Raw genomic sequence first — 22,390 nt, forward strand, 5'->3', positions numbered from 1 at the left:
AATAAGCTGCGTTACATTTCATTAACGCACCCGACAAGAGCGGCGATCGCACTATGAGAGCAATTAGCTTTCTTTAATTCATCCCTTCTAATTTAAGTTTCATAAATTCTTGAGAGAATTGTTTTGCCTTTTCATATCCAGTTGAAATCTCTATCGTTTCGCCATTATATCTTGCAGCTTTAGTCCAATTATAAGAGCCATGAATAACAGTTTTGAAATCTATAATGCAAAATTTATGGTGCATCTTATTTTTTGAGTAAACTCCTAAAGGTGGCAACTTATAAGTTTCAAATTGATTATAGTCTAAGTCAGATGAGTTATTAATCTGGTCATCATTTATAATTACTTGGATATTTAATCCTTTAAGTTTTTTCATGATTAGACATTTAAACAGACAAGGATCTGTAAACCAAGCTACTGCTATCCAAATTGTAAATTCAGCTTGTTTCAGTTCATTTAAAATATTCTCCCTGATCTTTTCAAAGTAAACTGTTCCAGAAGCATCCCCTTCTTCATCTATGCTATCTTGTAGCAGCTTATTTGCTATTTCTACTATTTCATCAGGTTTTATCTCTGAAGAATGATAAATAGGATTTAAAGTTTTTTGATACTCTACTAATTTTAGTAGTACCTTACCTGCTATAGCATTAGGTTCCTTCTCCAAAAAAGAGCGTAGACGATTTGCCTTAGAAGTTCCAAGGTTATCATATTTTCCCTCTTCATAAATATTGAGTTCCGTGGCGGAGCCTATAAACTCCTGAAAATTATTATTGGAGAAATTTAGGACATAACCTTTGTCGGTAGGTGGTGGGGTTATGAATTTTTTTATTTTTTCTCGATCATTAAAGGATATTGTTGCCATTTTTGCTTGTTAATTTTTCTTAAATACAACACAAATACACTTTGAGGTACTCTTAACGATTATATATCCCCTGAATTAATAAATAAAAAAAGGGCAGATCTAAACCCACCCTAATTATAATTAAAAACCACCTAAATCAATCAGAAAAAAGCGTTAATTTTTCCCGTTACCATTGGCAGCTAAAACATTACTTGTCACCTTATCAGGTACTTCTTGTAAATGATCATAATTCCAGGTAAACGTACCTACACCCATCGTCAGGGTTGCAGTTGCACTCGCAAAGCGAGATCTGATTAATGTTTAGACCAGCGTTTGATGGGAAGTTTAACCAGTCTATCTTTATGAATTAATTGCTTTTGTTTCAAGTCATTAAAAATTGCTCTTAGATCATATTGAAATGATTGAGCATATTCATCCCTATATCTGTGAATTTCATCAAGAATCTCATTTTTGTACATAACTAAACCTCTGGATTATATCCAATAAGCTCATAGGGAGTGCAAATGACTGGCAACAAATAGCCAAGATCGGAACTAATTTGAGCTAACTTACGCTGAATCTGAGCATTTGCCATGTGCTTGCAGTTCCATGTTAACAAATAATCTAAGTTATAGACCGTTGCAAGTGCCATGTGTAAAGCATCGTTGGCTGCTTTAGGGGGTAAATTGCTTTGACTCAGAAACCCTTGAGAGAGTTCAAACACCTCTTCCGTCAATTCAAGCAGCCTTAAAGACTTTAACAGATCTAACCGTTGAGCAGCAATTATCCGATCGCCTTGTGCTGCTTCATTTTCAACGATCTCTGATGCGTAAAGTGTAAATGTGCTGCGGTATTGATCCCACCAATCTTGGGTAATCTTGATATTAGCGGCAACAATCAGATTACTGGTTGGTCTAGCAGTCAAATGACCGAAAATACTGGTTTCAATATAGACAGTTCCACTCACAAAATTTGAAAAAATTAATTTGAATATTCTAACATAATACACAAAAAGGGCAGATATCAATCTACCCCAATTACAATTAAAAACCACCTAAAGCAATCCGAAAAAAGCGTTAATTTTTCCCGTTACCATTGGCAGCTAAAACATTACTTGTCACCTTATCAGGAACTTCTTGTAAATGGTCATAATTCCAGGTAAACGTACCTACACCCATCGTCAGCGATCGCAATTCAACAATAAAATTGTGCATCTCAGCTTGAGGTAAATAAGCACTCACCTGATCCCATCCTTTCCATTGGGCTAAACTCTCATAACCAAGAATTTGGCCCCGTCGTCCACTCACCAACTGCAACACTTTTGAAGTACATTCCGCAGGAGCAGACACCACCACTGATAAAATGGGTTCTAATAAGATCGGATGACATAAAGGCATTCCCTCCGTCATAGCAATGCGGGCCGCTTGTTTAAACGCCTGTTCTGAACTATCCACCGCATGATAGGAACCGTCCGTTAAAGTCACATCTACATCCACCACAGGGAAACCCAAGGGGCCATGGTCTAAATACTCTTTAACCCCCATTTCTACCCCAGGAATGTATTGTTTTGGTACAACACCCCCCACAATAGTTTGATGGAAGTGGAAACCCTCACCCCTGGCCAAAGGTTTAATCTCTAAATGAACATCTCCAAAGGCCCCATGACCTCCCGTTTGATGTTTATAGCGGCCATGGACTTTATGACCTTGACGGATGGTTTCTTTGTAGGGAGTTTGGGGTAAATGAGTGGACATAGGCAGGTTATATTTACGACGCAACCGATCTAACGCTACCCGTAAATGAATCTCTCCCTGTCCCCACAGAATCACTTCCTTGGTGTCTCCATGATGTTCCCAATACAAGGAGGGATCTTCTTCCATCAGTTTACCTAAAGCCCCACTCAGTTTCACCTCATCTTTGCGATGTTCTGGGGTCACAGCTAACGCATACACAGGTTCTAAAATAGCCGCTTTGGGTAACACTTCACTGGGTTGGGCTTGACTGGATAGGGTGTCTCCTGTTTTAATACTTTCTAAGCGTCCAATAGCCACAATATCCCCCACAGAAGCCCGTTGTACAGACTTTTGTTGTTGTCCCATCAACCGATAAATACCACTGGCCCGAACGCCATTTAGGGACATACCATCAGTTAGTTCTCCTTGCCATACTCTGACTAAGGAAAGTTGGCCCCCTTGGGGAGTAAAATAAGTTTTGAGAACCTGTACTAAGGTTTCCGCTTCAGTCGTGGATTTTAAGCCGCGACGTTCGGCCGTAATAGTAGGGGCCGGGGCTTCTTTACATAAGGCATTGAGTAAAGGCCTCACCCCATAGTCTTGTTCCGCAATACCAAAGAAGACGGGAACAATTAAATCAGCACCTAGATCCTGTTTTAAATCTTTGAGAATTTCTGCTTGAGGCGGTTCAATATCTTCAATTAATTCTTCTAAAAGATGATCATCAAAGTCCGCTAAGACTTCTAACATTTCATGGCGGGCCGCTTGTTCTTCTGCTTTGAGGCGTTCAGGGAGAGGAACGGGATCGGCGGGACTACCTGCATGATAATGATAGGCTTGTTCGGTGATTAGATCAATATATCCCACTAATTCTCGATCTTGACGAATGGGATATTGTTGGGGTAAAACGGGACGGGTTGAGACATCTTTGAGGGCGTGAAGAACGTCCATAAAACTGTCTTTAAATCGATCCATTTTGTTGATAAAAATTAGATGGGGAATTTCCCAGTCGTCCAAAAATTTTAACAAGGGGGCCAGGGTTAACAGGCGATCGATCACGGGTTCACAAACTACAATGGCCGCACCTGCACCTACTAAAGCATTATAGGTTTCTTGGGCAAATTCGATGGAACCGGGACAGTCAAGAAAGGTGAATTCAATGGTGTCGTGGGTGGTACTTGCGGCAGAAACTTCCACACTCATTTGCCGTTCTCTCGCTTCTGGGGAACTATCGCTGACGGTGTTACCATCTTTAATACTTCCTTTACGGGTAATGGCACCACTTACCGAGAGTAAGCTTTCGAGTAGGGTGGTTTTGCCGCTTGAATAAGGGCCCACGATGGCCACATTCCTAACATTTTCCAAAACTTTGTGGGTCATAAAATACCTCCTTTGAGCCAATTCTCAAGGGACGCTCAACACAGAGAGGTTGGGGAGGTTTCCCTAACATGGCGTGCTAAGCACAAGGAAAATCAAGCTCGCACTATATGGGTTTCTATTTTTAATGTAGTGAGTTTAACGCACTTTGGGTATGGGAAAACACATCTTGCAATGTCTTTTAAAGTAAGGTCAACGTTTAATTAAGAAATAAAAATAAATGTAAATTAATGTTACAAATAAAAAAGCAGAATAACCTCGATGTTGCTTATCCTGCTTGCTCAATTCTTGTATTAATTTTTAGCGATAATTTCTTTTCCGTTGTCGCTGTTTAGCGAGGGCTTTTCGTTTACGCTTTTCTATAGGGGTTTCAAAATGACGATGTTTCTTCATATCGGGAAAAATTCCCGCTTTACTCACTTGTCTTTTAAAACGACGTAGGGCTGATTCAATACCCTCATTTTCACCACGAATAATTTGGGTCATTAATTTTCTTCTCCTAGATTCATCAAAACATTGGCCTCAATAACATTAACAGCAAATAGTCACCAATACAGGGAAAACCTCTGAATTTTGGGGTTTCAGTCCTCCGCCTACCATACCAAACAACAATAAACTTTCGCTTTATTTTTGACAGTTAATTGTTAATTATTGATGGTCATCTTTTGATACTTGATTCTGGATAGTGAGTAGAAGCAAACTATTATCATTACCCATGAACAATGACCAAAAATGGCGACTGATTTAATCCCTATTTCAAGATTAAGTTAGCATCTATCTGAGCAGCCGTAATAGTCCTCGAAAGACGAGTTTGACTCAAATCTAAATCACTTAAATCAACCCCACTGAGATCGGCTGAAATTAAATTTGTTTCAGTCAAATTGGCTCCTTTCAAACTGACATCTGTTAAGTTAGCATGGCTAAGATTCGCCTTACTCAGATTCGCACCTCTGAGATCGGCACCCATTAAATTAATGCCACTCAGATTGACACTTCTCAGGTTGGCAGCAATCAGGTTAATATTTCTAAAGTCCCGCTGTCCGGCACCATATCGGCTTAAAAGTTCTTTAATATTCATCATAATGCCCTCATAAATTGGGTTGAATTGGACTGGGATTCTCTTGGCAAGCTACACTAGACAGTAGATTGAGGTTTAATAGCGACGAGTAGAACCCCCCCGGCCAGGGCTTTTTCTGTCTTCTCTCGGCTTCGCTTTATTAACCTTCAGAGAACGTCCCATCCATTCAGCCCCATCTAGGGCTTCAATGGCGGCATCTTCCTCTGCTTCTGTTTTCATTTCGACAAAACCAAAACCTCTCATTTTGCCTGTTTCCCGATCCAAAGGAAGTTGAACGCGACTTACTGTGCCGTATTCTGCAAAAACTTGTTCGAGGTCATCTTGTGTTACCTCATAGGATAAGTTACCGACGTAAATTGACATAAAATGAGAATCTATAGTGGATATCGTAGAGAGTTAAATTCACTCGGATGCTTGCAAAGAGAGTTTGACAAAACAGCGAAAGGAAATAACTCTTATGGGGGTATCGTAGCACAGTTTGCTGATCTTATCCGAAAATCTCTCCCTTAAGTCTTATGTTAACCCCTCAAAAACAATTTGAGATGGCCAATTATTGCTATCATGAGCAATACCTGAATTTTTTTGTTTTAATTAATCTCTATTTTTCCCCCTGATCCTCCAAGAGCAAGCTATGACCAAAAAATTATTGGGATTTACTGTCTCAACCTTAATCCTTCTAGAAGGTAGCATTATTGGCCGTTCTATGGCTAAAAATAAACCTTCTTTATTTTTAGTTTATCCCCCTAATAATCATCAAACAAGTTCTGACAAAATTTTCTTAATTGGCACGGCTTCTCTCCCAGGAGATGTTACTATTAATGGTCAAAGAATTCAACAGAGTCCCCAAGGGCATTTTGCCCCAACTTTTCCCTTGAGAATGGGAGCAAATCAGTTTACATTACGCCACAATAATAAGACAATTAATGTCACCGTAACCCGCCTAAGTTCTACTCCGGTTATTCCTCAAGGGGCGGCCTTCGCTAATAATTCCTTAACTCCAAATCAGTCAATTGCAACCCTACCAAATAAGCAGGTTTGTTTTGGGGCGATCGCGGCTCCTAATGCTCAGGTTTCTGTGAGCCTCGCTAATCAAACGATTCCCTTATTGCCTCAAAATAATTCGGTGGAACTTCCTCCTAATTCTGCTATTCTGACCGATTCTAATAACCCCATTCCCTCCCCAATTACTCAGTATCAAGGCTGTACAATATTTACAACCTTTGGCAATTTAGGAACGCCGATTTTTCAACTTAATCTTAATCAGAAAACCGTGAGTCAAAAAGGGATGGGAACAGTCGAAATTTTGAATCCCAATCAATTAACAATTATTGAAGTGATAGCAGATGAAGGGGTTGCCAGAACTGGCCCTAGCACCGATAATTCACGCCTTACCCCCTTACCCAAGGGGACAATTGCCTCAGTAGTTGGTCAAACGGGGGAATGGTTACAGCTTGATTATGGGGGGTGGATTAAACAAAAGGAAACTAAAGTTGTACCAAATTTAACGTCCCCTAATGCCTTAATTAGAAGTGTTAAATTTCAAAAAAATAATCAAGAAACTCAAGTTATTTTTCCCTTAACCCTTCCCGTCCCTGTGACGGTGACTCAAGAAAATAATCAACTGATCCTTACTTTATATAATACCACAGCCCAAACTGACACCATTCGCCTTGAATATGAACCGATGATTAAAAGTTTTTCTTGGCAACAAGTCAGCCCCGATAAAATAGAATATCGCTTTGATTTAACCTCAAATCAACAGTGGGGATATAATTTAAAATATGAAGGCACTAACTTGATTTTTACCCTACGTCATCCCCCCGAAATAAAACCCAATAGTCAGCAACCTTTAAACAATATTAAGATCTTACTAGATCCCGGCCATGGGGGTGATGAATTAGGTTCAGTCGGCCCCAATGGTTATCCCGAAAAGTCTGTTAATTTAACCGTTTCTCAACTATTAAAACAGGAATTAATTAAACGAGGGGCTACGGTTTACCTCACGAGAGAAACGGATCAAACGGTGTCTTTAGAACAACGGGCAGAAATGATGAATCGCCTTCAACCCGCGATCGCCCTTTCTATTCATTATAATGCCTTACCCGATGGAGGGGATGCCATGAATACGTCGGGAATTAGTACCTTTTGGTATCATCCCCAAGCTGAAAACTTAGCAAAATTTCTTCATGATTACTTAGTCACAAAGGCCAATCGCCCCTCCTATGGGGTATTCTGGAATAATCTCGCTTTAACCCGTCCCCAGATAACTCCGGCCGTTTTATTAGAATTAGGTTTTATGATCAATCCGACAGAATTTGAATGGGTAACAAATTCTCAGGAGCAAACTATTCTTGCTCAAACCCTAGCCGATGGGATTACAGAATGGTTTAAACAACAAGCAACTTCATCAATTCTTGACAAATAGTTAAGTCCAGAAAGACTGTACTGATGTGGTATTCTGGGAGTCTGAAAACTGGGGTTGTCCGTCAGCAGATGAACTCGTCACTGACACAGGGGTTGGTTTAATCACTACCCATAACCCCGTTTGGGGATCGCGGTAGGTACGAAAAGGATTAGGTTGCAGTGGTTGTTCAGATGTTTTAGCCATAATACCGTCACAGTTCACCTATGTTGGTCTATTGTAATCTCTAAGAATGAATACGGACAGTGACCGAGATATCCCTAGGGTCGTGATTGTGATCACAGTATGAAGTGATCCTAAAGACTACCCAAAAGTTATGTATTATTTTGATAAAGTCAAGTAGTCGGACACAATTAAATTAGGGGTAAAAGTCTGTTTTTCCCTACTCTGAGATGAGGAAACTAAGGCACAAAAAAGTGTCAGCTTTATAAATTGTTATATTAATCTTGAGCCTCCTAAATAGGATATACTTGATAGGTTGAGGAATTGTAGCTCAATTGACCTTAATCCCGATAAAGTCTCTCAGTCTTAGGGCTGATCACTGTCCAACCTATCGAAACAAACAGGAGGTGTAAAGTTAAATAATGACCCAAGTAGTCGTTGGTCAAAACGAACCCATCGAATCTGCGTTACGTCGGTTTAAACGGCAGGTTGCTAAAGCTGGAATCTACACAGACTATAAAAAGCACCAATTTTTTGAAACGCCACAGGAAAAACGGAAGCGCAAAGAAGCAACTCGGCGGAGACAGCGATCGCGCAGACGTTAAATGCGAGAAACATCTATGGCAAGCAGATGTTAATTCATATTGTAGCCCTTCTCCGTTGGTTTGGGGAAGAATCAAAAGCCCCAACGAAGTGATTTAGTTGGGGTTTTCACCTATTCCCCAAATTTAGGAAGAATTTTTCGACAAGATGATAGTTCAATAACTTATGTGGGTATTCTATCAATGAGACTTACTCAAAGATCTGGCACCAAATCCCCTGGTTTTTTTTCACTATCTGTCCCTTAACTGTCAGATAATGGGGAATGATACTTAAGGCTTTCTCCTGCCATCTGAGTATATAATAAAAGATACAAAGTTACTAAATTTATTGCTAGTGATATCTCATGCGAACCATTTTAGTGGCCGATGATAGCACCGCCCAGCGAGAATTAATCGCTGGTTTATTGATAGAAAATGGCTTTTCTGTGACGACAGCAATTAATGGGGCTGAAGCGTTAGAAAAGTTAGCCTCCCTGTCTCCTGATTTGATTATTTTAGATGTGGTGATGCCAAAACTAAATGGCTATCAAACTTGTCGCAGCATTAAAACTGATCCGAAAACAGAGCATATTCCGGTGATTCTTTGTTCAACAAAAAGTACACAAGTCGATCATTATTGGGGATTAAAACAAGGAGCAGATGCTTATATCGTTAAGCCGTTTCCTGCCAGTGAATTATTGGGAACAGTTAAGCAGTTATTGAGGAATTCTTAGTTATTTAACTAGCAATTTCTCTTAAGGGAAGAAACTTGACTAATTAGCGTCTAAGTCTTCATAAGAGAATATTTTCGTATCACGATAGGACAGGTTATCACTATCAATGATAAATTTTATTCGCTCTTCTAGAGCTTCTTGAGCATCAGATTTAGTTTTAAATCCGGTGCAGTGCTGGACTTCGTTTTCATGGAATCTCCACTTTGTGTACTCTTCAATTACATATCCGAATTTTTGAATTGTCATAGGTCGAAAATTGTCGCTATTTAAGGGTAATGTTGAGATTACATGATTTAGACATGGCCCCTTGCTCTGTTGTTGTTTTGGGGCAAGCACGGGGGAATTGTTCCTGGGGGGGTGTTGTTGTGTAGGGGAAATGGCTGAAAAATTTGCAGAAAATATCAAAGCCATTGTTATCAAATCCTGTGTTTGACTTTCTCAAAGATTAAAGTCAGAAATTTTTGCTTTAAAATGCTTTTTTTTAGCCATATTCTGCTATTCTCCCGACTTTTTATTCGTCTTAGTCGTCATTTTTTCCCAAAAGATTGGTCTGGGAAAAAAAGATATTTGTAACTACTATTACACTGTCATAATTTTTTAGTTTTGATATTTAGATAAAAAGTGCCGGGGATACATTAAATCTTTCTCCTAGAGCTTTTGCTTGACTTTTGCTGATACTTCTTTTTTGATTAACCACTTCAGAAATAATCCCTTTTGAACCAAAAATGTCTAAGAGATCTTTTTGTTTAAGATCATTGCTTTCCATGAGTTCAATCAGAATTTCATTAGGAGAAGCTTTTTGGGGCATTTGAACAGTTCTACTTTCATAATCTTCAATCAAGATTGCTAATAGTTCAAGCAAGTTTTCTTGTTCTAATGTCAACTCATTTTCGTCAATCGCCATGAGTTGATCGACTTGTTTTAACATTTTCTGTTTTTCTTGTTCTGTGTGAATTGGTTTAGGTTGTACTGTGGTTAGAAGATTAATGTAATCTTGAGTCATCATAGCCAATGTCCTCTATGTATATCATGTCAACTAAGTTAAATAAATCCCTTCTTGAAAGAAGGTTTAAGTTAAGCTAGGAAGTGTCAAACATAAGAATAAAAAATGAAATAAGCTAAGATTATTTGTAATAATGGGAATACTCAGAAATTTTATATATTTTCTGGATATTTAGTTAACTGTTAGTTTTCCAATTTCCTCTATTGTATTCTTGATGGGTTAAGATATAATCAATTTTTACAATTCCTAATTTGTAGTTAATAGTAGCAATTAATCGATATTTATTCCCTCCTATGTTAAAGACGGTTTTACCATCAACATCATCTGTTGCACGATTCCAAGTTATTTTAATATCAAACAGATGTTTCCATCTTGCTTGTTTAGCAACTTGCAACCAAGTATCCAACGGTACGGTTGCTTCTGGATAAATTGCGCTAAAGTTAGCAAGCAACTGGTCGTTGATTACTCGCATCAAAGCGTCTCCTAATTTTCAAGGTTCTTGTTAGATCTCAAAATGAGATCAATCCACACAATATTCTAAAAATCTTGATCTGTCAAGGGAATTGAGCAAACTTTAAATTATTTAATTAATTCTTCTTCTAAATCTACTTCTTGACAACCATTAACTAAGGTTAATAATGGCCCTGTTTGTTCTGTTCCCTTAACACTTAAATCGCTGTGACAGAGAATAACTTTTTCTTCTGCCCTACCTAATAAATCCCTTAGAATACGCTTTAAACGGGCTTGATCAGCCTCAAATTCATCTTCAGGGGTTAGGGTACGCCCTGACCATTCCCGTAAGAATAAAGGGGCGCAAAATAGCACTGAAGCCCCGCCTTTTTCCCACAAATTTGATGAGGTATCTAACCAAAATTGCCAAGGATGAGAACGCCTTAAAGAACGATATTGAAAAATTGTTGCTAAGGTAACATAACCTGGTTGTTTTCCTAAATAACGAATCGGTCGAGGATTAGCTGTAATGGTTCCTTTGCGTAACAATTGAATAAAGTCAATCAAGGTTTCTCCTTGAGGTTTGGGGTTAGGATCATGTTGTCGTAAACGGCGATCAATTTCCCAAAAATGTTGACTTGTTTCTGTTAATTCTCGTAAGGCTGATAATTGTTCATAAGACAACTTTATTTTGACTTCAATTAATTGCTTAATTGCTTTGTCTAACACAATCATGGGACTGGTTAACTGTTCTTGTTGAACAAGATTTTTTGTGACTTCAATCCATTGACAAATCCTTTTGTAATCTTCTGTTGCTTGATTGCCTAATCTATCCCAACGGCTATATTTTTCAACAGGCAATAATTGAGGATGTTCACTATTAATTTGATAACAAGCATCAGCAATCAAACCCGATCTAACGGGATCAATTGCAGGATTTTTTTGATCAGAATTTTGACTTAAAACTGTTAACATTTGGGCGATATCATCTGTTCTAATTAGTTGCCCTAATCCGGGATAAGTTAGTCCTAATAACGATAATAAAGCTTGAACAATGGGAAAACTAATTAAGGGGCGTTGTTCATTTAATGGTTTAATAGGAATGTCTGCTGCAGATAAAATTTCTATTAAAGTATAGCGAGCAATTTCATCTAATCCTGGAGCAATAATAGCAATATCTTCAGGATTAACTTGCCTTGTTTTAATGATTTTAATGATCAAGTTTGCAGTTTTGCGGAGTAATTCAGCACGGGAAATAGTTTGAATAGATGTAAATTTATCGGGAAGATTAGTAATATAAAGGGGATCGGTAGCTAAGTTCACAATTAATTCCCCATATTCCTTGGCAATTCCTGAAGAATTCGGTAATATTTTGACCTGACAATAAGATGCTAATTGAGATAAATATTGAGGATCAGCATTTAATCCTAAGCGAATTTGTCCCTCTGGGTTGTAAGTAAATAACCCAAAGGCCCCTTGATCTAAAAGAAACTTAAATAAATCTTTGGCGATCGCCGGATAATCATCCACGTCATCGGCAAAAATGGCCTGATAACGACTAATTAAATGTTGTTGATATTGGGGATGCGGTAAGAGATATCGCCAATAAAGGGTATAAATCAATCCATAAGTCAATAAACCGCGTTCTAAACACCACTGCTGCCATTCTAAGATTAAATCTCCCCGTAATTGCCCTAAATTCCCTAGGGAACCCTCAGAATTATTTAACTGTCCTAAAAAGCCATCCCCCTCCCCTAAACCATGTTCTAGAATATAGGGGATATCCTCGACCCTGATGCCACTTGCACCGGCCAACTGTAATAAATCCAAGGTCTGGCGAACAAAACGGGACTCGCTGCTTCCACTCAGTGATTCCTGATACTTGTCTAACTGAAACCGCCATAATTGGGTAGCTAAGGTTTGTTCGGTTTCGGGACGTAACAAGAGGGGAAATTGGGCCTTTAAGTTGAGTTCTTCAAACAATAGAGGCCAAAACAGGTTAACCTCATCCCTGATCAATCCTAAAAGGGTTTTGCAAAGAATGGGATAACTTCCTCGGACAGATAAGGAGAGTTTGTCCCCCAATTCACGGCGATTCTCATCATTTGCTGATAAGACTAACACAGATGAGGCGAGATTTTGGGTAACGGAGGGAATGGGAGAGGTATTTTGGGGTTTATAGGGTTTATTCTCCACCCAGCGGCCAAATTCTTCAATTAAACGGGTTGTTTTTCCACTGCGGGTAGTTCCTTCAATCCAAAGAGAGGTCAATTTCATGGAGATTACTCAAATTAATTTGTTAATATACAATCACTTTCAGGTGTTTGCCTTGTTGTTTCTGCTCACCTATTTTATTCCCTATTTGCTAAAAGTAAGTATCAATTAATATGAAACTGAGTTCCCTAATTAGAAATGCTTCTGACTGGTTAACTGCGACCCCTGAAAGATCTTTAGATCGAGCTTATAAAGCCGCGTTAAAAATTAAAGATATTGAAGATAAACATTTTCGAGGTCAAAAAGTCTCTGCTGAGAATGCTGACTATGGTGAGAGTGTTATTGCTTATTTTAAAACAGAAGTGAATGGTAACATACAAAAAATTAATATGGGATTAGGCGTGTTTAAGGCAAGTCGCTTATTTCTCAATGTATCGAATCTTCAGGAGTCATCAGAAAACCCAGAAACCCAAGGAGAGTTACAGGAAAAAAACACCAAAGCGGCAATTATTCTAGAGAAGTTAAAGGTGATTGACGAGATAACATCTAAATATCATTCTCCTGATGTTGATGAGCTTTCATCTAGTTCTCTTGCTTTAAATACGGCCTCTTTAGATAGTCTAAATTCTTCTCAAATTGTTCCCGCAGATTCTACTCGAAATCCTAACAAAAATGGTACTCATAAAGAGCGAGATCAAGGGTTAGAATCTGCCTCTAAAAAGACTGGGGTACTGCCTCGATCTTTTGTTAATACCCTCAATAAAATTAAGCAAGAAATTGATCCCAAATCAGGAGAAACTGAAGAACAAGTTCTTAATAAATATCGAAAATCTCGTTACAGAACTGCCCTATCAATTAAGTTTATTTTATTACTAATTATTGTGCCTTTATTAACCCATCAACTGACAAAAACTTTTATCTTGACTCCGGTTATTAATCATTATTTTCAACAACATGAGCAGGTTATTTTTATTAATAGAGACTTAGAAGAAGAAGCTTTTCAAGAATTAGGTCATTATGAAGAAATTCTTAAGTTTCAGAACTTAATCGGTTTGAGAGAACCCTTAAATAAGGAAGAAATAGAAGAAAAAGTCAAAGTAAGGGCCCAAGAAATTACTGAAGAATACCGCCATCAAGGGATTGATGCTATTGCTAATATTTTTGCGGATCTTTTTTCTGTCATTTCTTTTGGGGTCGTTATTACCACTAGTAAAAAAGAAATTGAGGTTCTTAAATCATTTCTTGACGAAATTTTGTACGGTTTGAGTGATCCTGCTAAAGCATTTCTGATTATTTTGTTTACGGATATGTTCGTTGGTTTCCACTCTCCTCATGGATGGGAAGTTATCCTAGAAGGGGTAGCTCGTCATTTTGGTTTACCAGAAAATAAGGAGTTTAATTTCTTGTTTATTGCCACGTTTCCGGTGATTTTAGATACGGTTTTAAAATACTGGATTTTCCGTTATCTCAACCGCATTTCTCCTTCTGCTGTTGCAACTTATAAGAATATGAATGAGTGATTTGAAAATGAGCAATTAGCTAGTTGTTAAAAGTTGATTAAATCGGGGAAATTCTCACAGAAATACGTTAGCTTAACAGAGGAATGTATTAAAATTTGGAAGAAGAAGATGACGGTTGATCAACTACTACTCTTAATTGCTTTGTTGACTCCAGGGATTTTACTATCTGCTTTAGTGATGGGAAGCTTTGCTAAAGGGGGTTAAATCCTTTTTGGGGGGACAATCAGGGGACAAGGAAGAGAAAACGTTAACTACGCGCTTAAACTAGATGATAGGGCTTCCCTGTCCCAACTATAGCATCCCACTGTCTTAATCCTTGGCTTGACGATTAGGGGAAGGATTAGGATGTAATGACTCTGTATTAGAGAGTGTCACCTCTAGATTTTTTCTCTGTTCCATTTGACCCAGGAAATATCCCGTCATCATGGCCGAGGCCAAGAGATTGGCTAAATTTTCTCGATCAGTGGTAATAGCCATGTTAAAATCTTCAGAGGGTAGCATTCCCACCAATCCCTGGACGTTCTGGGTGATGATTTGCTGGATTTCTGGACTGGCAGATTGGGCAATGCGGGTTAGGGTTTCAGGGTGTTGTTGTTGTAAGTATTGAATGAGGGCATTTGCGTTTTGTTCTTCTGGTTCAGAAGCGAAAAAGTCAAAATTGAATACCATTAGAACTCCAAAATTGGGGTTGACTTACTTTCCACTGTTACATACTACCCACTATAAACGCTACTGGGAGAAATAGCTAAAAATTACTCTCTAGATTCAGAAAGTTGCTCAATCTCGAAATATTGATGAAATTTGCTAGTAACTTCCAATAAGTAAGAACGACCATTTTCTTGACGGCGTTTACGGATAAATCCTAATTCAACTAATTCCTGAACTTGTTGGTAAGCTGTACTTCCCCGCAACTCAATTAAATCAGTCTGTACAATGGGATTTTTAAGAGCGATGGCCGCTAAAGTTCTTAAAGTTCCTTTTCCTAACTCTGCGGGAATGAGATGATCCATCAGATCGTCAAAAACGGAGCGCAACTGTAGGCTGTATCCGCTTCCTGTCTCTACGACTTCTAAGGCACTGTCTCGGTAGGCATAATCAGATATCAATTCCATGATCGCTTCTTGTGCTTCTTCTACGGACGAGTCTGCCCATTGAGCAATGTCAACTAATGTTAAGGGTTGACCTTTCAAGTACAGAATTGCTTCAATTTTAGTCGTTAATTTCATCGTTATATATATTATACCTCAATTAAGGAAAATAGCAATTTCTTGGGGATTAATTTCGAGTTGGACGCGATCGCCATATTGAATTTTCGCAATGGGAGGGGCCAGAATTTCCAAGGTTGAATCATCTTGAAAGTGGCTGGGTTTGGTTTCAGGATGAGGATAATAAATTAGGCTATCATGAGTAAAGCCTTCATAACTAAGGCGACAAGGAGAAAAGGAAAAGGTTTCTGGGGGAGAGGTAGGATTCCATTGCACTTGTTTAAAGGTATATTTTGGAGATTTTACGCTAAATTTATCAGGACGGATGGAAACATTTAAGGTTCCTGAAAACAGAGCAGAAATATCTAATCCTAGTTTTTGAAAAAAGGGAGTTTGCATCTCAATCGAACCTTGGGGATAGGGGCTATGTTTGGCGATTCCTGAAGCGACTTGATGGCCTTTTATGAGAATTCCTTGAACTTTTATCCACTCACATTTCATGGTATTTTTTAATCCTAGGTTGTTCTGTTTTTATTACCATTTCCCATGGATATCCGTACTTGTGAGATCAATTTAAACTATTGGTATGTGGTAGCTCGTAGCACAGATGTTACCACTAAACCCTTAGGGGTTCAATTATGGTATCGTTCTATTGTACTCTATCGAGATAGTAAGGGGAAAATTCATGGACTTGATAATCGTTGTCCCCATCGACAAGTCAAACTAAGTGAGGGTCAAGTTGTCGAAAATTCTCTAGAATGTGCTTATCATGGCTGGCAATTTAATCAGGAAGGAAACTGTATTGTTATTCCTTATTTAACGGAAAGCCAACAATTACCTAACTGTCAAATTTATGCCTATCCTGTTCAGGAATCTGATGGATTTATCTGGGTATTTCCTGGGGATAAAAGTATTTTGAACGCGAATAATATTCAGCCCTTAAAAATTCCTGAATGGCAAGCTCTCAATTATTTAGGAACTGTTTCAGTCATTGATTGTCAAGGACATTTTTCATTTTTGATTGAAAATTTAATGGATATGTATCATGGTCATCTCCATCATAATTATCAGGCTTGGACGGGAGCAAAATTAAAAGAATTATGCACAGAAAAGCATAAAGTTAATGCTTTTTATGAAGCCCAAAGTTATTATAAAATTGATAAAATTTGGTCAGTTAGTCAATTATTTTTCCCTCAATTAAGACGGTTACATTCTGAACCCTTAACTGTCAGTTATATTTATCCCCATTGGCTATCAAAATTAGGTAAAGAGTTTACAATTTATTGTTTATTTTGTCCGATTAATTTAACCCATACTCGCGCTTACTTAATTCATTTTACCTCTTTAAACGCCTTTTGGCGATTACATAAATTACCGATTTGGTTTCGACAATTACTCAAAAATAGTTTATGGGGAACAGCACAAAAAATGTTAGATGGATTAGTGGCACAAGATGTTAAAATGATTGAACAAGAACAACAAGCTTACTTACAAAATAAGAACCAGAAAACCCATGAAGTCAATCCTACTATTAGTCAAGTACAAAAACTGATTAAACTCCTAGGTGAAGTTGAGAAAAAGTAGAGTTTTAGTTTCATAAATCTATTTCAAAAGTCAGAGAAAATAAGCTAAGAAAAATCTTATTTTCCGCCAAAAAATTTCCTGGGATTTGTTGGAAAAAGTGATCTGATAAAAATGTACCTCAAGAGCAAAAAAGGAGCAACTACCCTGGTATAATTAACAAAGAGTAAATCCAGCAAACCCAAGTAAATCGGTTAATCATCTAATTTTCATTGCCTATGGACACTTCCTTGCAATTAGAACACACCCCTAGTTTTATCTCTCCCCAATTATCTCCTGAAGAACTGCACATAGAAAAAACTTTAAAATTGGGAGTATTAGCATCAGGAAGTGGTAGCAATTTTGAAGTAATTGCTCAAGCCATTAATCATCAAGAACTCAATGCCAAAATCCCCTTAGTAATTTACAATAATCCCCAGGCAAAAGTTCAAGAAAGAGCGCAGAGATTAAACCTAGAGGCAAAATTACTTAATCACCGCAAATTTAAGGGGAGAGAAGACCTAGATCAAGCCATTGTCAACCTATTTAGAGAATACCAAATTGACTGGGTGATCATGGCGGGGTGGATGCGAATTGTGACCCCAGTTTTATTAGAAGCATTTCCCAACCATGTCATCAATATTCATCCTAGTTTATTACCTAGTTTTAAAGGAATTAATGCCGTTGAACAAGCCTTAGAATCTGGGGTAAAAATCACAGGTTGCACCGTTCATATTGCCAGTATAGAAGTAGATAGTGGCCCCATTTTATTACAAGCTGCCGTACCAATTTTGCCCCATGACACTCCAGAAACCTTACACGCCAGAATTCAAATTCAAGAACACAAAATTTTCCCCCAAGGGATTGCTTTAGCTGCCCAACTTTATCCTTAAGTATCAGACTCAATAAACCCATGATTGACGCGCCTGATTTCATACTTTTTGCCCAACATGGATGGGCGGATACCAATGAAGAAATTAGTCAACTGGCCACCGCATTAGTTACTCCGAATACAAAAATCATTGCCCCTAATTTGGGGTGGTTAAAAACCTGGTTAAGTCTTGACGCTCTCATGGAAACCGTTGAAGCTTCTGCCCTAGAAATCATTGAAAAATATCCGACAACTCCTTGGCAAATTATTGGTCACTCCATGGGGGGATTAATTTGGTTAGAAATTCTCAATAAACATCCTAAATGGTGGTCAAAAATCAACTCTCTAACTCTCATTGCTTCTCCTGTCGGGGGTGCAGATATTGCCCGAATTATTGACCCCTTATCCCTTGGTATTGGCATTGCCAAAGACTTAGGAAAAAACCGCCGAATCATGGCTGATAGAATCACTAAAATTATTCCCACCTTAGTGATTGCGGGTAATATTGATAATGGCAGCGATGGTACTATTCCCATCTCAGCCACTAAATTATCCTATGCTCATTTTGTTGGTTTACCAGCCATTTCTCACGCCCAACTTAAAAATCATCCCCATGTCGTTGAAGTGATTCAAAAGTTTTGGCAAACTTCCCCTAGTCCCGCCTTATTTGAAAAAGATTTGCCTAGCATTTTAATTGAGCGACTGCAATTAATTCCTGGAATGACTGATGCTCATCCGCGAGATTTTGAGAGAGCGAAAACCTATTTAACCTTTGAAAAAGGAGTCAGTATTCGACTGTGGACAAATCCCCTCAATGTGCTTCATATTTTTGTGGCGAATGAGCAAGAAGAATGTCTTTATGCGGGTTTTGTGGGTTGGATTCATTCTGATGCCTTAACTCAAGCCCTCGAAGCCATTCATCAAGATTACTATGAATTAGTCATTCATGGATTTGAGTAATATTGATAATAACAAAGGTGGGCATTGTCCACCCTACGATAAAATTTCTTGATCATGACATCACAAAATCATGAATACTGATCTAAAATATTGATATTCTCACCATGGCTAATCTAATTATCAATGTTCTATAGCCTAAAGGCTAAGACTACATAAACAAAGCCTGGCTTCCCAGGCTTTTATAAGGTTGAAAATAAGACTAAAAATCTGATAATAATAACTGATTTTATTAACTTATTTTCTATTAGGAAAAAAATAACCAGAATACCACCTCTATTAATTAGCCCAAATTATATTAAATTGTATAAACTATGATTTATTTCAATCAATCAACGCCCTTGACAGAACTTCATGAAGATCCTGTTTTTCCTGATTTTGCTAAAATTTGCCCGAAAACCAGAATTTGCCTATTTTCAAAATCTGCTATACTAATGTTATGTTGCATCTCTCCATACAAAAATTCGATTACAACCCTCAAAACCCTGTATTTCGTTACTTGCGTTTTTCCTTAGTTTTCCCTTATCCCCAAAAATAACCCAATTCAGATAACAGCGTAGAGAGTACAGAAGAACTAATCAATAAGTTTTATAAACTGAGCTTGACAAAGTATCTTAAAAAAAAATGTAGCTTGGCGTAAGTTGATTATGTTAACTTCTTAAAGAGGAGTTGTCCTCCGATTTATTTTCGTCTATTTACCTGAAGGACATTGCATACTCGACTATCGATTTGTCTTTATAGCGGTGACAGAATTCTCGCCCAGTCTCTGACCAAACATCTGAGGGACGAACGCTATCGTTTATATATAATAGAGGCAGCAGAGGAATTATTGGCCTTCGTTACCCAGCAAAGCGAAACCATCGATTGTCTGATTGTCATTCGAGATCCCGCTATCCTGCCGTTATTTAATCAACTTTATGAACAGGGAACCCTGTTACCCGTTATAATTATTGAGCGAGAGATAGAATTTGAGGAAAACTTCCAAGGGAAAGAGTCTCCAACTTTTTTGTATCATAGTGCGGAAATTCATCATATTGCCCGTGAATTAGATGATATTCCTATCACCATTGACCGTGCTATTACTAAGTTTCTCACTCTTGGCCCCAGTTGTTTTCTCAACAGTCGTCCTGCGTCTCCTCAACAAGAAATAATTGATGAAAATCATCAGAGTTTTTTATTATTACAACAGCGTCGGTTAGCAGAAAAGCTAAAAGAAAGACTGGGATATTTAGGTGTGTACTATAAACGTAACCCCAAGTGTTTTTATCGTAATCTTTCCCCAGAAGATAAAAAGGAGTTAATTAAACAACTAAGTGACAACTATCGAGAAATTGTGCTTAATTACTTTAATGATAATTCCGATGTCAATCAAGCGATCGATCAATTCGTAAATCAGGCATTTTTTGCCGATGTTTCTGTGTCTCGTGTCTTAGAAATTCACATGGAGTTAATGGATGAATTTTCTCAACAACTTAAATTAGAAGGGCGTAGTGAAGAAATTTTGCTGGACTATCGCTTAACAATTATTGATATTCTAGCTCATTTAGGAGAAATGTATCGCCGTTCTATTCCCAGAGGAGATATTCTTTTTGATTTATTAAATCAAATAGATTAAAGTAAGACAACAGTCTGGGATTTTTTAACCTTTTTATGTTATCTCTAAACTCAAGATCCTTACTCAATGATTTTTCCTAACTTGCACCCATGATTAACTTTAAAAAAACCTATGTTCTCAAGCTCTATGTCGCAGGTAACACCCCCAACTCCGTACGAGCTTTAAAAACCCTAAAAAATATTCTTGAAGATGAATTTAAAGGGGTTTATGCTTTAAAGGTGATTGATGTGCTGAAAAATCCCCAACTCGCTGAAGAAGACAAAATCTTAGCCACCCCCACCCTTGCCAAAATTTTGCCCCCACCCGTTCGTAAAATTATTGGCGATCTCTCAGATAGAGAGAAAGTATTAATTGGACTAGATCTTCTGTATGAAGAGATCCGAGAAAGAGAAAATGAACTCTAAAACTTTAATTATAAAGTCATGAGATTCCATGTTCAGCTTTCAGTTTTTCCCTAATTTGTGAATAATCTTCTTTTTAAAGTAGTTAAATAAAGCGATCATGAATCAAGCTCTTCCTAGCGGCAACAAGCAACAAGAATTATCTCCCAAAGGAGTCCGAAAAATTCGGACAATGATTGAAGGATTTGATGAAATTACCCATGGTGGTTTACCCTTGGGGAGAACAACCCTTGTCAGTGGAACGTCAGGAACAGGAAAAACCTTACTCGCGGTACAATTCCTTTATCATGGCATCAAATACTTCGATTATCCTGGATTATTTGTTACCTTTGAAGAATCCCCTACTGACATTATTGAAAATGCTTATAGTTTTGGCTGGGATTTACAAAAACTCATTGATGAAGGGCAATTATTTATTCTCGATGCTTCCCCCGATCCTGATGGTCAAGAAGTCGTTGGAAGTTTCGATTTATCGGCTTTAATTGAACGCATTCAGTATGCGATTTATAAGTATAAAGCCAAGCTTGTTTCTATCGATTCTGTGACAGCAGTTTTTCAACAATATGATGCAGCCCCAGTCGTCAGACGAGAAATTTTTCGCCTTGTTGCTCGTTTAAAGCTACTCGGTGTCACTTCAATTTTAACCACAGAACGGATAGAAGAATATGGACAAATTGCTCGTTTTGGGGTAGAAGAATTTGTCTCGGATAATGTGGTAATTGTTCGCAATGTTTTAGAAGGAGAACGTCGCCGTCGTACCGCAGAAATCCTGAAACTTCGCGGGACAACCCACATGAAAGGGGAATATCCTTTTACGATTACCAATGATGGCATTAATATCTTCCCCTTAGGAGCAATGCGACTCACACAACGGTCATCTAATACGCGAATTTCTTCCGGTGTTAAAACCCTTGATGAAATGTGCGGGGGAGGGTTCTTTAAAGATTCCATTATTTTGGCCACAGGGGCGACGGGAACGGGTAAAACTTTATTAGTTAGTAAATTTTTAGAAGAGGGATGTCGCCAAGGAGAAAGAGCGATTTTATTTGCCTATGAAGAATCCCGGGCCCAGTTATCTCGAAATGCTTTTTCTTGGGGGATTGATTTTGAAGAAATGGAACGAAAAGGACTCTTAAAACTCCTCTGTACCTATCCCGAATCAGCCGGATTAGAAGACCATTTACAGATTATTAAATCAGAAATTTCTGAGTTTAAACCTGGTCGTATTGCTATTGATTCTTTATCAGCTTTGGCCAGAGGGGTAACAAATAATGCCTTTCGTCAATTTGTGATTGGGGTAACAGGGTACGCAAAACAAGAAGAAATTACGGGATTTTTTACCAATACCACCGATCAATTTATGGGGGCCCATTCTATTACGGAATCTCATATTTCTACCATCACAGATACAATTTTGATGTTGCAATATGTCGAAATTCGTGGGGAAATGTCCCGGGCCATTAATGTCTTTAAGATGCGGGGTTCGTGGCATGATAAAGGCATTCGAGAATACATGATTAATCAAGATGGCCCCATTATTCAGGATTCATTCCGTAATTATGAACGGATTATTAGTGGTTCTCCAACTCGTATTGCTGTTGATGAGAAAAGCGAATTATCTCGGATTGTTCGGGGAGTGAAGGATAAGAGTGAGGATTAAGCTGAC

Annotated in this window: 25 protein-coding genes and 1 pseudogene; 10 read left to right on the forward strand and 16 right to left on the reverse strand. The window is 38.1% G+C overall.

The window, feature by feature from the left end; translation table 11 throughout:
* Positions 1-73 precede the first annotated feature (73 nt).
* The 8 genes and pseudogenes from VB715_RS04190 to VB715_RS04220 form a co-directional block, all read right to left on the reverse strand.
* Positions 74-862: a phospholipase D-like domain-containing protein gene (locus tag VB715_RS04190; protein WP_323299939.1), complete on the reverse strand. Its 789-nt coding sequence runs from the start codon at positions 860-862 to the stop codon at positions 74-76.
* Positions 863-1,015: 153 nt separating this feature from the next.
* A pseudogene (locus tag VB715_RS21940) lies at positions 1,016-1,126 on the reverse strand (elongation factor G); the annotation flags it as partial.
* Positions 1,127-1,155: 29 nt separating this feature from the next.
* Positions 1,156-1,320 carry a hypothetical protein gene (locus VB715_RS04195; protein ID WP_323299940.1) on the reverse strand — a complete coding sequence of 55 codons (165 nt, stop codon included), beginning with the start codon at positions 1,318-1,320 and terminating at the stop codon, positions 1,156-1,158.
* Positions 1,321-1,322: 2 nt separating this feature from the next.
* Positions 1,323-1,808, reverse strand: coding sequence for a type II toxin-antitoxin system VapC family toxin (locus tag VB715_RS04200; RefSeq protein WP_323299941.1), 486 nt, complete (start codon positions 1,806-1,808; stop codon positions 1,323-1,325).
* Positions 1,809-1,917: 109 nt separating this feature from the next.
* A complete protein-coding gene (locus VB715_RS04205) occupies positions 1,918-3,954 on the reverse strand; it encodes an elongation factor G (RefSeq protein ID WP_323299942.1) in 2,037 nt (678 codons plus the stop codon).
* Positions 3,955-4,251: 297 nt separating this feature from the next.
* On the reverse strand, positions 4,252-4,437 hold the full coding sequence (rpsU, locus tag VB715_RS04210; protein WP_323293525.1) for a 30S ribosomal protein S21: 186 nt from the start codon (positions 4,435-4,437) through the stop codon (positions 4,252-4,254).
* Between the two features lie 265 nt (positions 4,438-4,702).
* Positions 4,703-5,032: a pentapeptide repeat-containing protein gene (locus VB715_RS04215; RefSeq protein WP_323299943.1), complete on the reverse strand. Its 330-nt coding sequence runs from the start codon at positions 5,030-5,032 to the stop codon at positions 4,703-4,705.
* A 72-nt stretch (positions 5,033-5,104) separates the two neighbouring features.
* The gene (locus VB715_RS04220) at positions 5,105-5,392 is read right to left on the reverse strand and encodes an RNA-binding protein (RefSeq protein ID WP_323299944.1); all 288 of its coding nucleotides are present in this window, start codon (positions 5,390-5,392) and stop codon (positions 5,105-5,107) included.
* 268 nt (positions 5,393-5,660) lie between these two features.
* Between VB715_RS04220 and VB715_RS04225 the strand changes: the two genes are divergently transcribed.
* Positions 5,661-7,454 carry an N-acetylmuramoyl-L-alanine amidase gene (locus VB715_RS04225; protein ID WP_323299945.1) on the forward strand — a complete coding sequence of 598 codons (1,794 nt, stop codon included), beginning with the start codon at positions 5,661-5,663 and terminating at the stop codon, positions 7,452-7,454.
* Here VB715_RS04225 and VB715_RS04230 read toward each other — a convergent pair whose 3' ends face one another.
* Positions 7,455-7,637, reverse strand: coding sequence for a hypothetical protein (locus VB715_RS04230; RefSeq protein ID WP_323299946.1), 183 nt, complete (start codon positions 7,635-7,637; stop codon positions 7,455-7,457).
* Between the two features lie 398 nt (positions 7,638-8,035).
* On the opposite strand from VB715_RS04230, the gene rpsU (VB715_RS04235) reads away from it, so the two are divergent.
* A complete protein-coding gene (rpsU, locus tag VB715_RS04235; RefSeq protein ID WP_012596483.1) occupies positions 8,036-8,218 on the forward strand; it encodes a 30S ribosomal protein S21 in 183 nt (60 codons plus the stop codon).
* 341 nt (positions 8,219-8,559) lie between these two features.
* Positions 8,560-8,928 (forward strand): response regulator transcription factor, encoded by a 369-nt coding sequence (locus VB715_RS04240; protein WP_323299947.1) that lies wholly within the window; start codon positions 8,560-8,562, stop codon positions 8,926-8,928.
* A 39-nt stretch (positions 8,929-8,967) separates the two neighbouring features.
* Here the strand turns inward: VB715_RS04240 and VB715_RS04245 are convergent, their stop codons facing one another.
* The 4 genes from VB715_RS04245 to VB715_RS04260 all read right to left on the reverse strand — a co-directional run bounded on the left by VB715_RS04245 (position 8,968) and on the right by VB715_RS04260 (position 12,658).
* Entirely contained in the window at positions 8,968-9,339 is a 372-nt protein-coding gene (locus VB715_RS04245; RefSeq protein WP_323299948.1) for a hypothetical protein, read from the reverse strand.
* A gap of 199 nt (positions 9,340-9,538) precedes the next feature.
* On the reverse strand, positions 9,539-9,934 hold the full coding sequence (locus VB715_RS04250; protein ID WP_323299949.1) for a transcriptional regulator: 396 nt from the start codon (positions 9,932-9,934) through the stop codon (positions 9,539-9,541).
* Positions 9,935-10,106: 172 nt separating this feature from the next.
* Positions 10,107-10,403, reverse strand: coding sequence for a type II toxin-antitoxin system HigB family toxin (locus VB715_RS04255; protein ID WP_323299950.1), 297 nt, complete (start codon positions 10,401-10,403; stop codon positions 10,107-10,109).
* A 107-nt stretch (positions 10,404-10,510) separates the two neighbouring features.
* A complete protein-coding gene (locus VB715_RS04260) occupies positions 10,511-12,658 on the reverse strand; it encodes a recombinase family protein (RefSeq protein WP_323299951.1) in 2,148 nt (715 codons plus the stop codon).
* Between the two features lie 110 nt (positions 12,659-12,768).
* Between VB715_RS04260 and VB715_RS04265 the strand changes: the two genes are divergently transcribed.
* The gene (locus tag VB715_RS04265) at positions 12,769-14,115 is read left to right on the forward strand and encodes a proton extrusion protein PcxA (RefSeq protein WP_323299952.1); all 1,347 of its coding nucleotides are present in this window, start codon (positions 12,769-12,771) and stop codon (positions 14,113-14,115) included.
* 309 nt (positions 14,116-14,424) lie between these two features.
* Here the strand turns inward: VB715_RS04265 and VB715_RS04270 are convergent, their stop codons facing one another.
* From VB715_RS04270 to VB715_RS04280, 3 genes are all read right to left on the reverse strand, one after another.
* Positions 14,425-14,784 (reverse strand): DUF760 domain-containing protein, encoded by a 360-nt coding sequence (locus VB715_RS04270; protein ID WP_323299953.1) that lies wholly within the window; start codon positions 14,782-14,784, stop codon positions 14,425-14,427.
* A gap of 83 nt (positions 14,785-14,867) precedes the next feature.
* The gene (gene scpB, locus VB715_RS04275) at positions 14,868-15,341 is read right to left on the reverse strand and encodes an SMC-Scp complex subunit ScpB (RefSeq protein WP_323299954.1); all 474 of its coding nucleotides are present in this window, start codon (positions 15,339-15,341) and stop codon (positions 14,868-14,870) included.
* 18 nt (positions 15,342-15,359) lie between these two features.
* On the reverse strand, positions 15,360-15,821 hold the full coding sequence (locus VB715_RS04280; protein WP_323299955.1) for a hypothetical protein: 462 nt from the start codon (positions 15,819-15,821) through the stop codon (positions 15,360-15,362).
* 45 nt (positions 15,822-15,866) lie between these two features.
* Here VB715_RS04280 and VB715_RS04285 point away from each other — a divergent pair, with 45 nt between their 5' ends.
* The 6 genes from VB715_RS04285 (at position 15,867) to kaiC (ending at position 22,384) form a co-directional block, all read left to right on the forward strand.
* Entirely contained in the window at positions 15,867-16,904 is a 1,038-nt protein-coding gene (locus VB715_RS04285; protein WP_323299956.1) for an aromatic ring-hydroxylating dioxygenase subunit alpha, read from the forward strand.
* A gap of 215 nt (positions 16,905-17,119) precedes the next feature.
* Entirely contained in the window at positions 17,120-17,773 is a 654-nt protein-coding gene (purN, locus tag VB715_RS04290; protein WP_323299957.1) for a phosphoribosylglycinamide formyltransferase, read from the forward strand.
* Between the two features lie 20 nt (positions 17,774-17,793).
* Positions 17,794-18,711, forward strand: a complete 918-nt coding sequence (locus VB715_RS04295; RefSeq protein ID WP_323299958.1) for a serine aminopeptidase domain-containing protein — start codon at positions 17,794-17,796, stop codon at positions 18,709-18,711.
* 706 nt (positions 18,712-19,417) lie between these two features.
* A complete protein-coding gene (locus tag VB715_RS04300; protein ID WP_323299959.1) occupies positions 19,418-20,323 on the forward strand; it encodes a circadian clock protein KaiA in 906 nt (301 codons plus the stop codon).
* Between the two features lie 89 nt (positions 20,324-20,412).
* Positions 20,413-20,727, forward strand: coding sequence for a circadian clock protein KaiB (gene kaiB, locus VB715_RS04305; RefSeq protein WP_323293542.1), 315 nt, complete (start codon positions 20,413-20,415; stop codon positions 20,725-20,727).
* Between the two features lie 97 nt (positions 20,728-20,824).
* A complete protein-coding gene (gene kaiC / locus VB715_RS04310) occupies positions 20,825-22,384 on the forward strand; it encodes a circadian clock protein KaiC (protein WP_323299960.1) in 1,560 nt (519 codons plus the stop codon).
* The last annotated feature ends 6 nt before the right edge of the window (positions 22,385-22,390 follow it).

Origin of the sequence: Crocosphaera sp. UHCC 0190, from assembly GCF_034932065.1 — a bacterium.
Lineage (GTDB): Bacteria > Cyanobacteriota > Cyanobacteriia > Cyanobacteriales > Microcystaceae > UHCC-0190.

What these genes read in the sequence shown, in the direction of transcription:
- VB715_RS04250 (WP_323299949.1), bottom strand. Translation starts at nt 9,934, where the DNA reads ATGATGACTCAAGATTACATTAATCTTCTAACCACAGTACAACCTAAA.
- VB715_RS04215 (WP_323299943.1), bottom strand. Translation starts at nt 5,032, where the DNA reads ATGATGAATATTAAAGAACTTTTAAGCCGATATGGTGCCGGACAGCGG.
- VB715_RS04295 (WP_323299958.1), top strand. Translation starts at nt 17,794, where the DNA reads ATGATTGACGCGCCTGATTTCATACTTTTTGCCCAACATGGATGGGCG.
- VB715_RS04225 (WP_323299945.1), top strand. Translation starts at nt 5,661, where the DNA reads ATGACCAAAAAATTATTGGGATTTACTGTCTCAACCTTAATCCTTCTA.
- VB715_RS04240 (WP_323299947.1), top strand. Translation starts at nt 8,560, where the DNA reads ATGCGAACCATTTTAGTGGCCGATGATAGCACCGCCCAGCGAGAATTA.
- VB715_RS04270 (WP_323299953.1), bottom strand. Translation starts at nt 14,784, where the DNA reads ATGGTATTCAATTTTGACTTTTTCGCTTCTGAACCAGAAGAACAAAAC.
- VB715_RS04230 (WP_323299946.1), bottom strand. Translation starts at nt 7,637, where the DNA reads ATGGCTAAAACATCTGAACAACCACTGCAACCTAATCCTTTTCGTACC.
- VB715_RS04190 (WP_323299939.1), bottom strand. Translation starts at nt 862, where the DNA reads ATGGCAACAATATCCTTTAATGATCGAGAAAAAATAAAAAAATTCATA.
- VB715_RS04280 (WP_323299955.1), bottom strand. Translation starts at nt 15,821, where the DNA reads ATGAAATGTGAGTGGATAAAAGTTCAAGGAATTCTCATAAAAGGCCAT.
- VB715_RS04245 (WP_323299948.1), bottom strand. Translation starts at nt 9,339, where the DNA reads ATGGCTTTGATATTTTCTGCAAATTTTTCAGCCATTTCCCCTACACAA.
- rpsU (WP_323293525.1), bottom strand. Translation starts at nt 4,437, where the DNA reads ATGACCCAAATTATTCGTGGTGAAAATGAGGGTATTGAATCAGCCCTA.
- scpB (WP_323299954.1), bottom strand. Translation starts at nt 15,341, where the DNA reads ATGAAATTAACGACTAAAATTGAAGCAATTCTGTACTTGAAAGGTCAA.
- VB715_RS04285 (WP_323299956.1), top strand. Translation starts at nt 15,867, where the DNA reads ATGGATATCCGTACTTGTGAGATCAATTTAAACTATTGGTATGTGGTA.
- VB715_RS04265 (WP_323299952.1), top strand. Translation starts at nt 12,769, where the DNA reads ATGAAACTGAGTTCCCTAATTAGAAATGCTTCTGACTGGTTAACTGCG.
- VB715_RS04195 (WP_323299940.1), bottom strand. Translation starts at nt 1,320, where the DNA reads ATGTACAAAAATGAGATTCTTGATGAAATTCACAGATATAGGGATGAA.
- rpsU (WP_012596483.1), top strand. Translation starts at nt 8,036, where the DNA reads ATGACCCAAGTAGTCGTTGGTCAAAACGAACCCATCGAATCTGCGTTA.
- VB715_RS04260 (WP_323299951.1), bottom strand. Translation starts at nt 12,658, where the DNA reads ATGAAATTGACCTCTCTTTGGATTGAAGGAACTACCCGCAGTGGAAAA.
- kaiC (WP_323299960.1), top strand. Translation starts at nt 20,825, where the DNA reads ATGAATCAAGCTCTTCCTAGCGGCAACAAGCAACAAGAATTATCTCCC.
- purN (WP_323299957.1), top strand. Translation starts at nt 17,120, where the DNA reads ATGGACACTTCCTTGCAATTAGAACACACCCCTAGTTTTATCTCTCCC.
- VB715_RS04255 (WP_323299950.1), bottom strand. Translation starts at nt 10,403, where the DNA reads ATGCGAGTAATCAACGACCAGTTGCTTGCTAACTTTAGCGCAATTTAT.
- VB715_RS04205 (WP_323299942.1), bottom strand. Translation starts at nt 3,954, where the DNA reads ATGACCCACAAAGTTTTGGAAAATGTTAGGAATGTGGCCATCGTGGGC.
- VB715_RS04220 (WP_323299944.1), bottom strand. Translation starts at nt 5,392, where the DNA reads ATGTCAATTTACGTCGGTAACTTATCCTATGAGGTAACACAAGATGAC.
- kaiB (WP_323293542.1), top strand. Translation starts at nt 20,413, where the DNA reads ATGATTAACTTTAAAAAAACCTATGTTCTCAAGCTCTATGTCGCAGGT.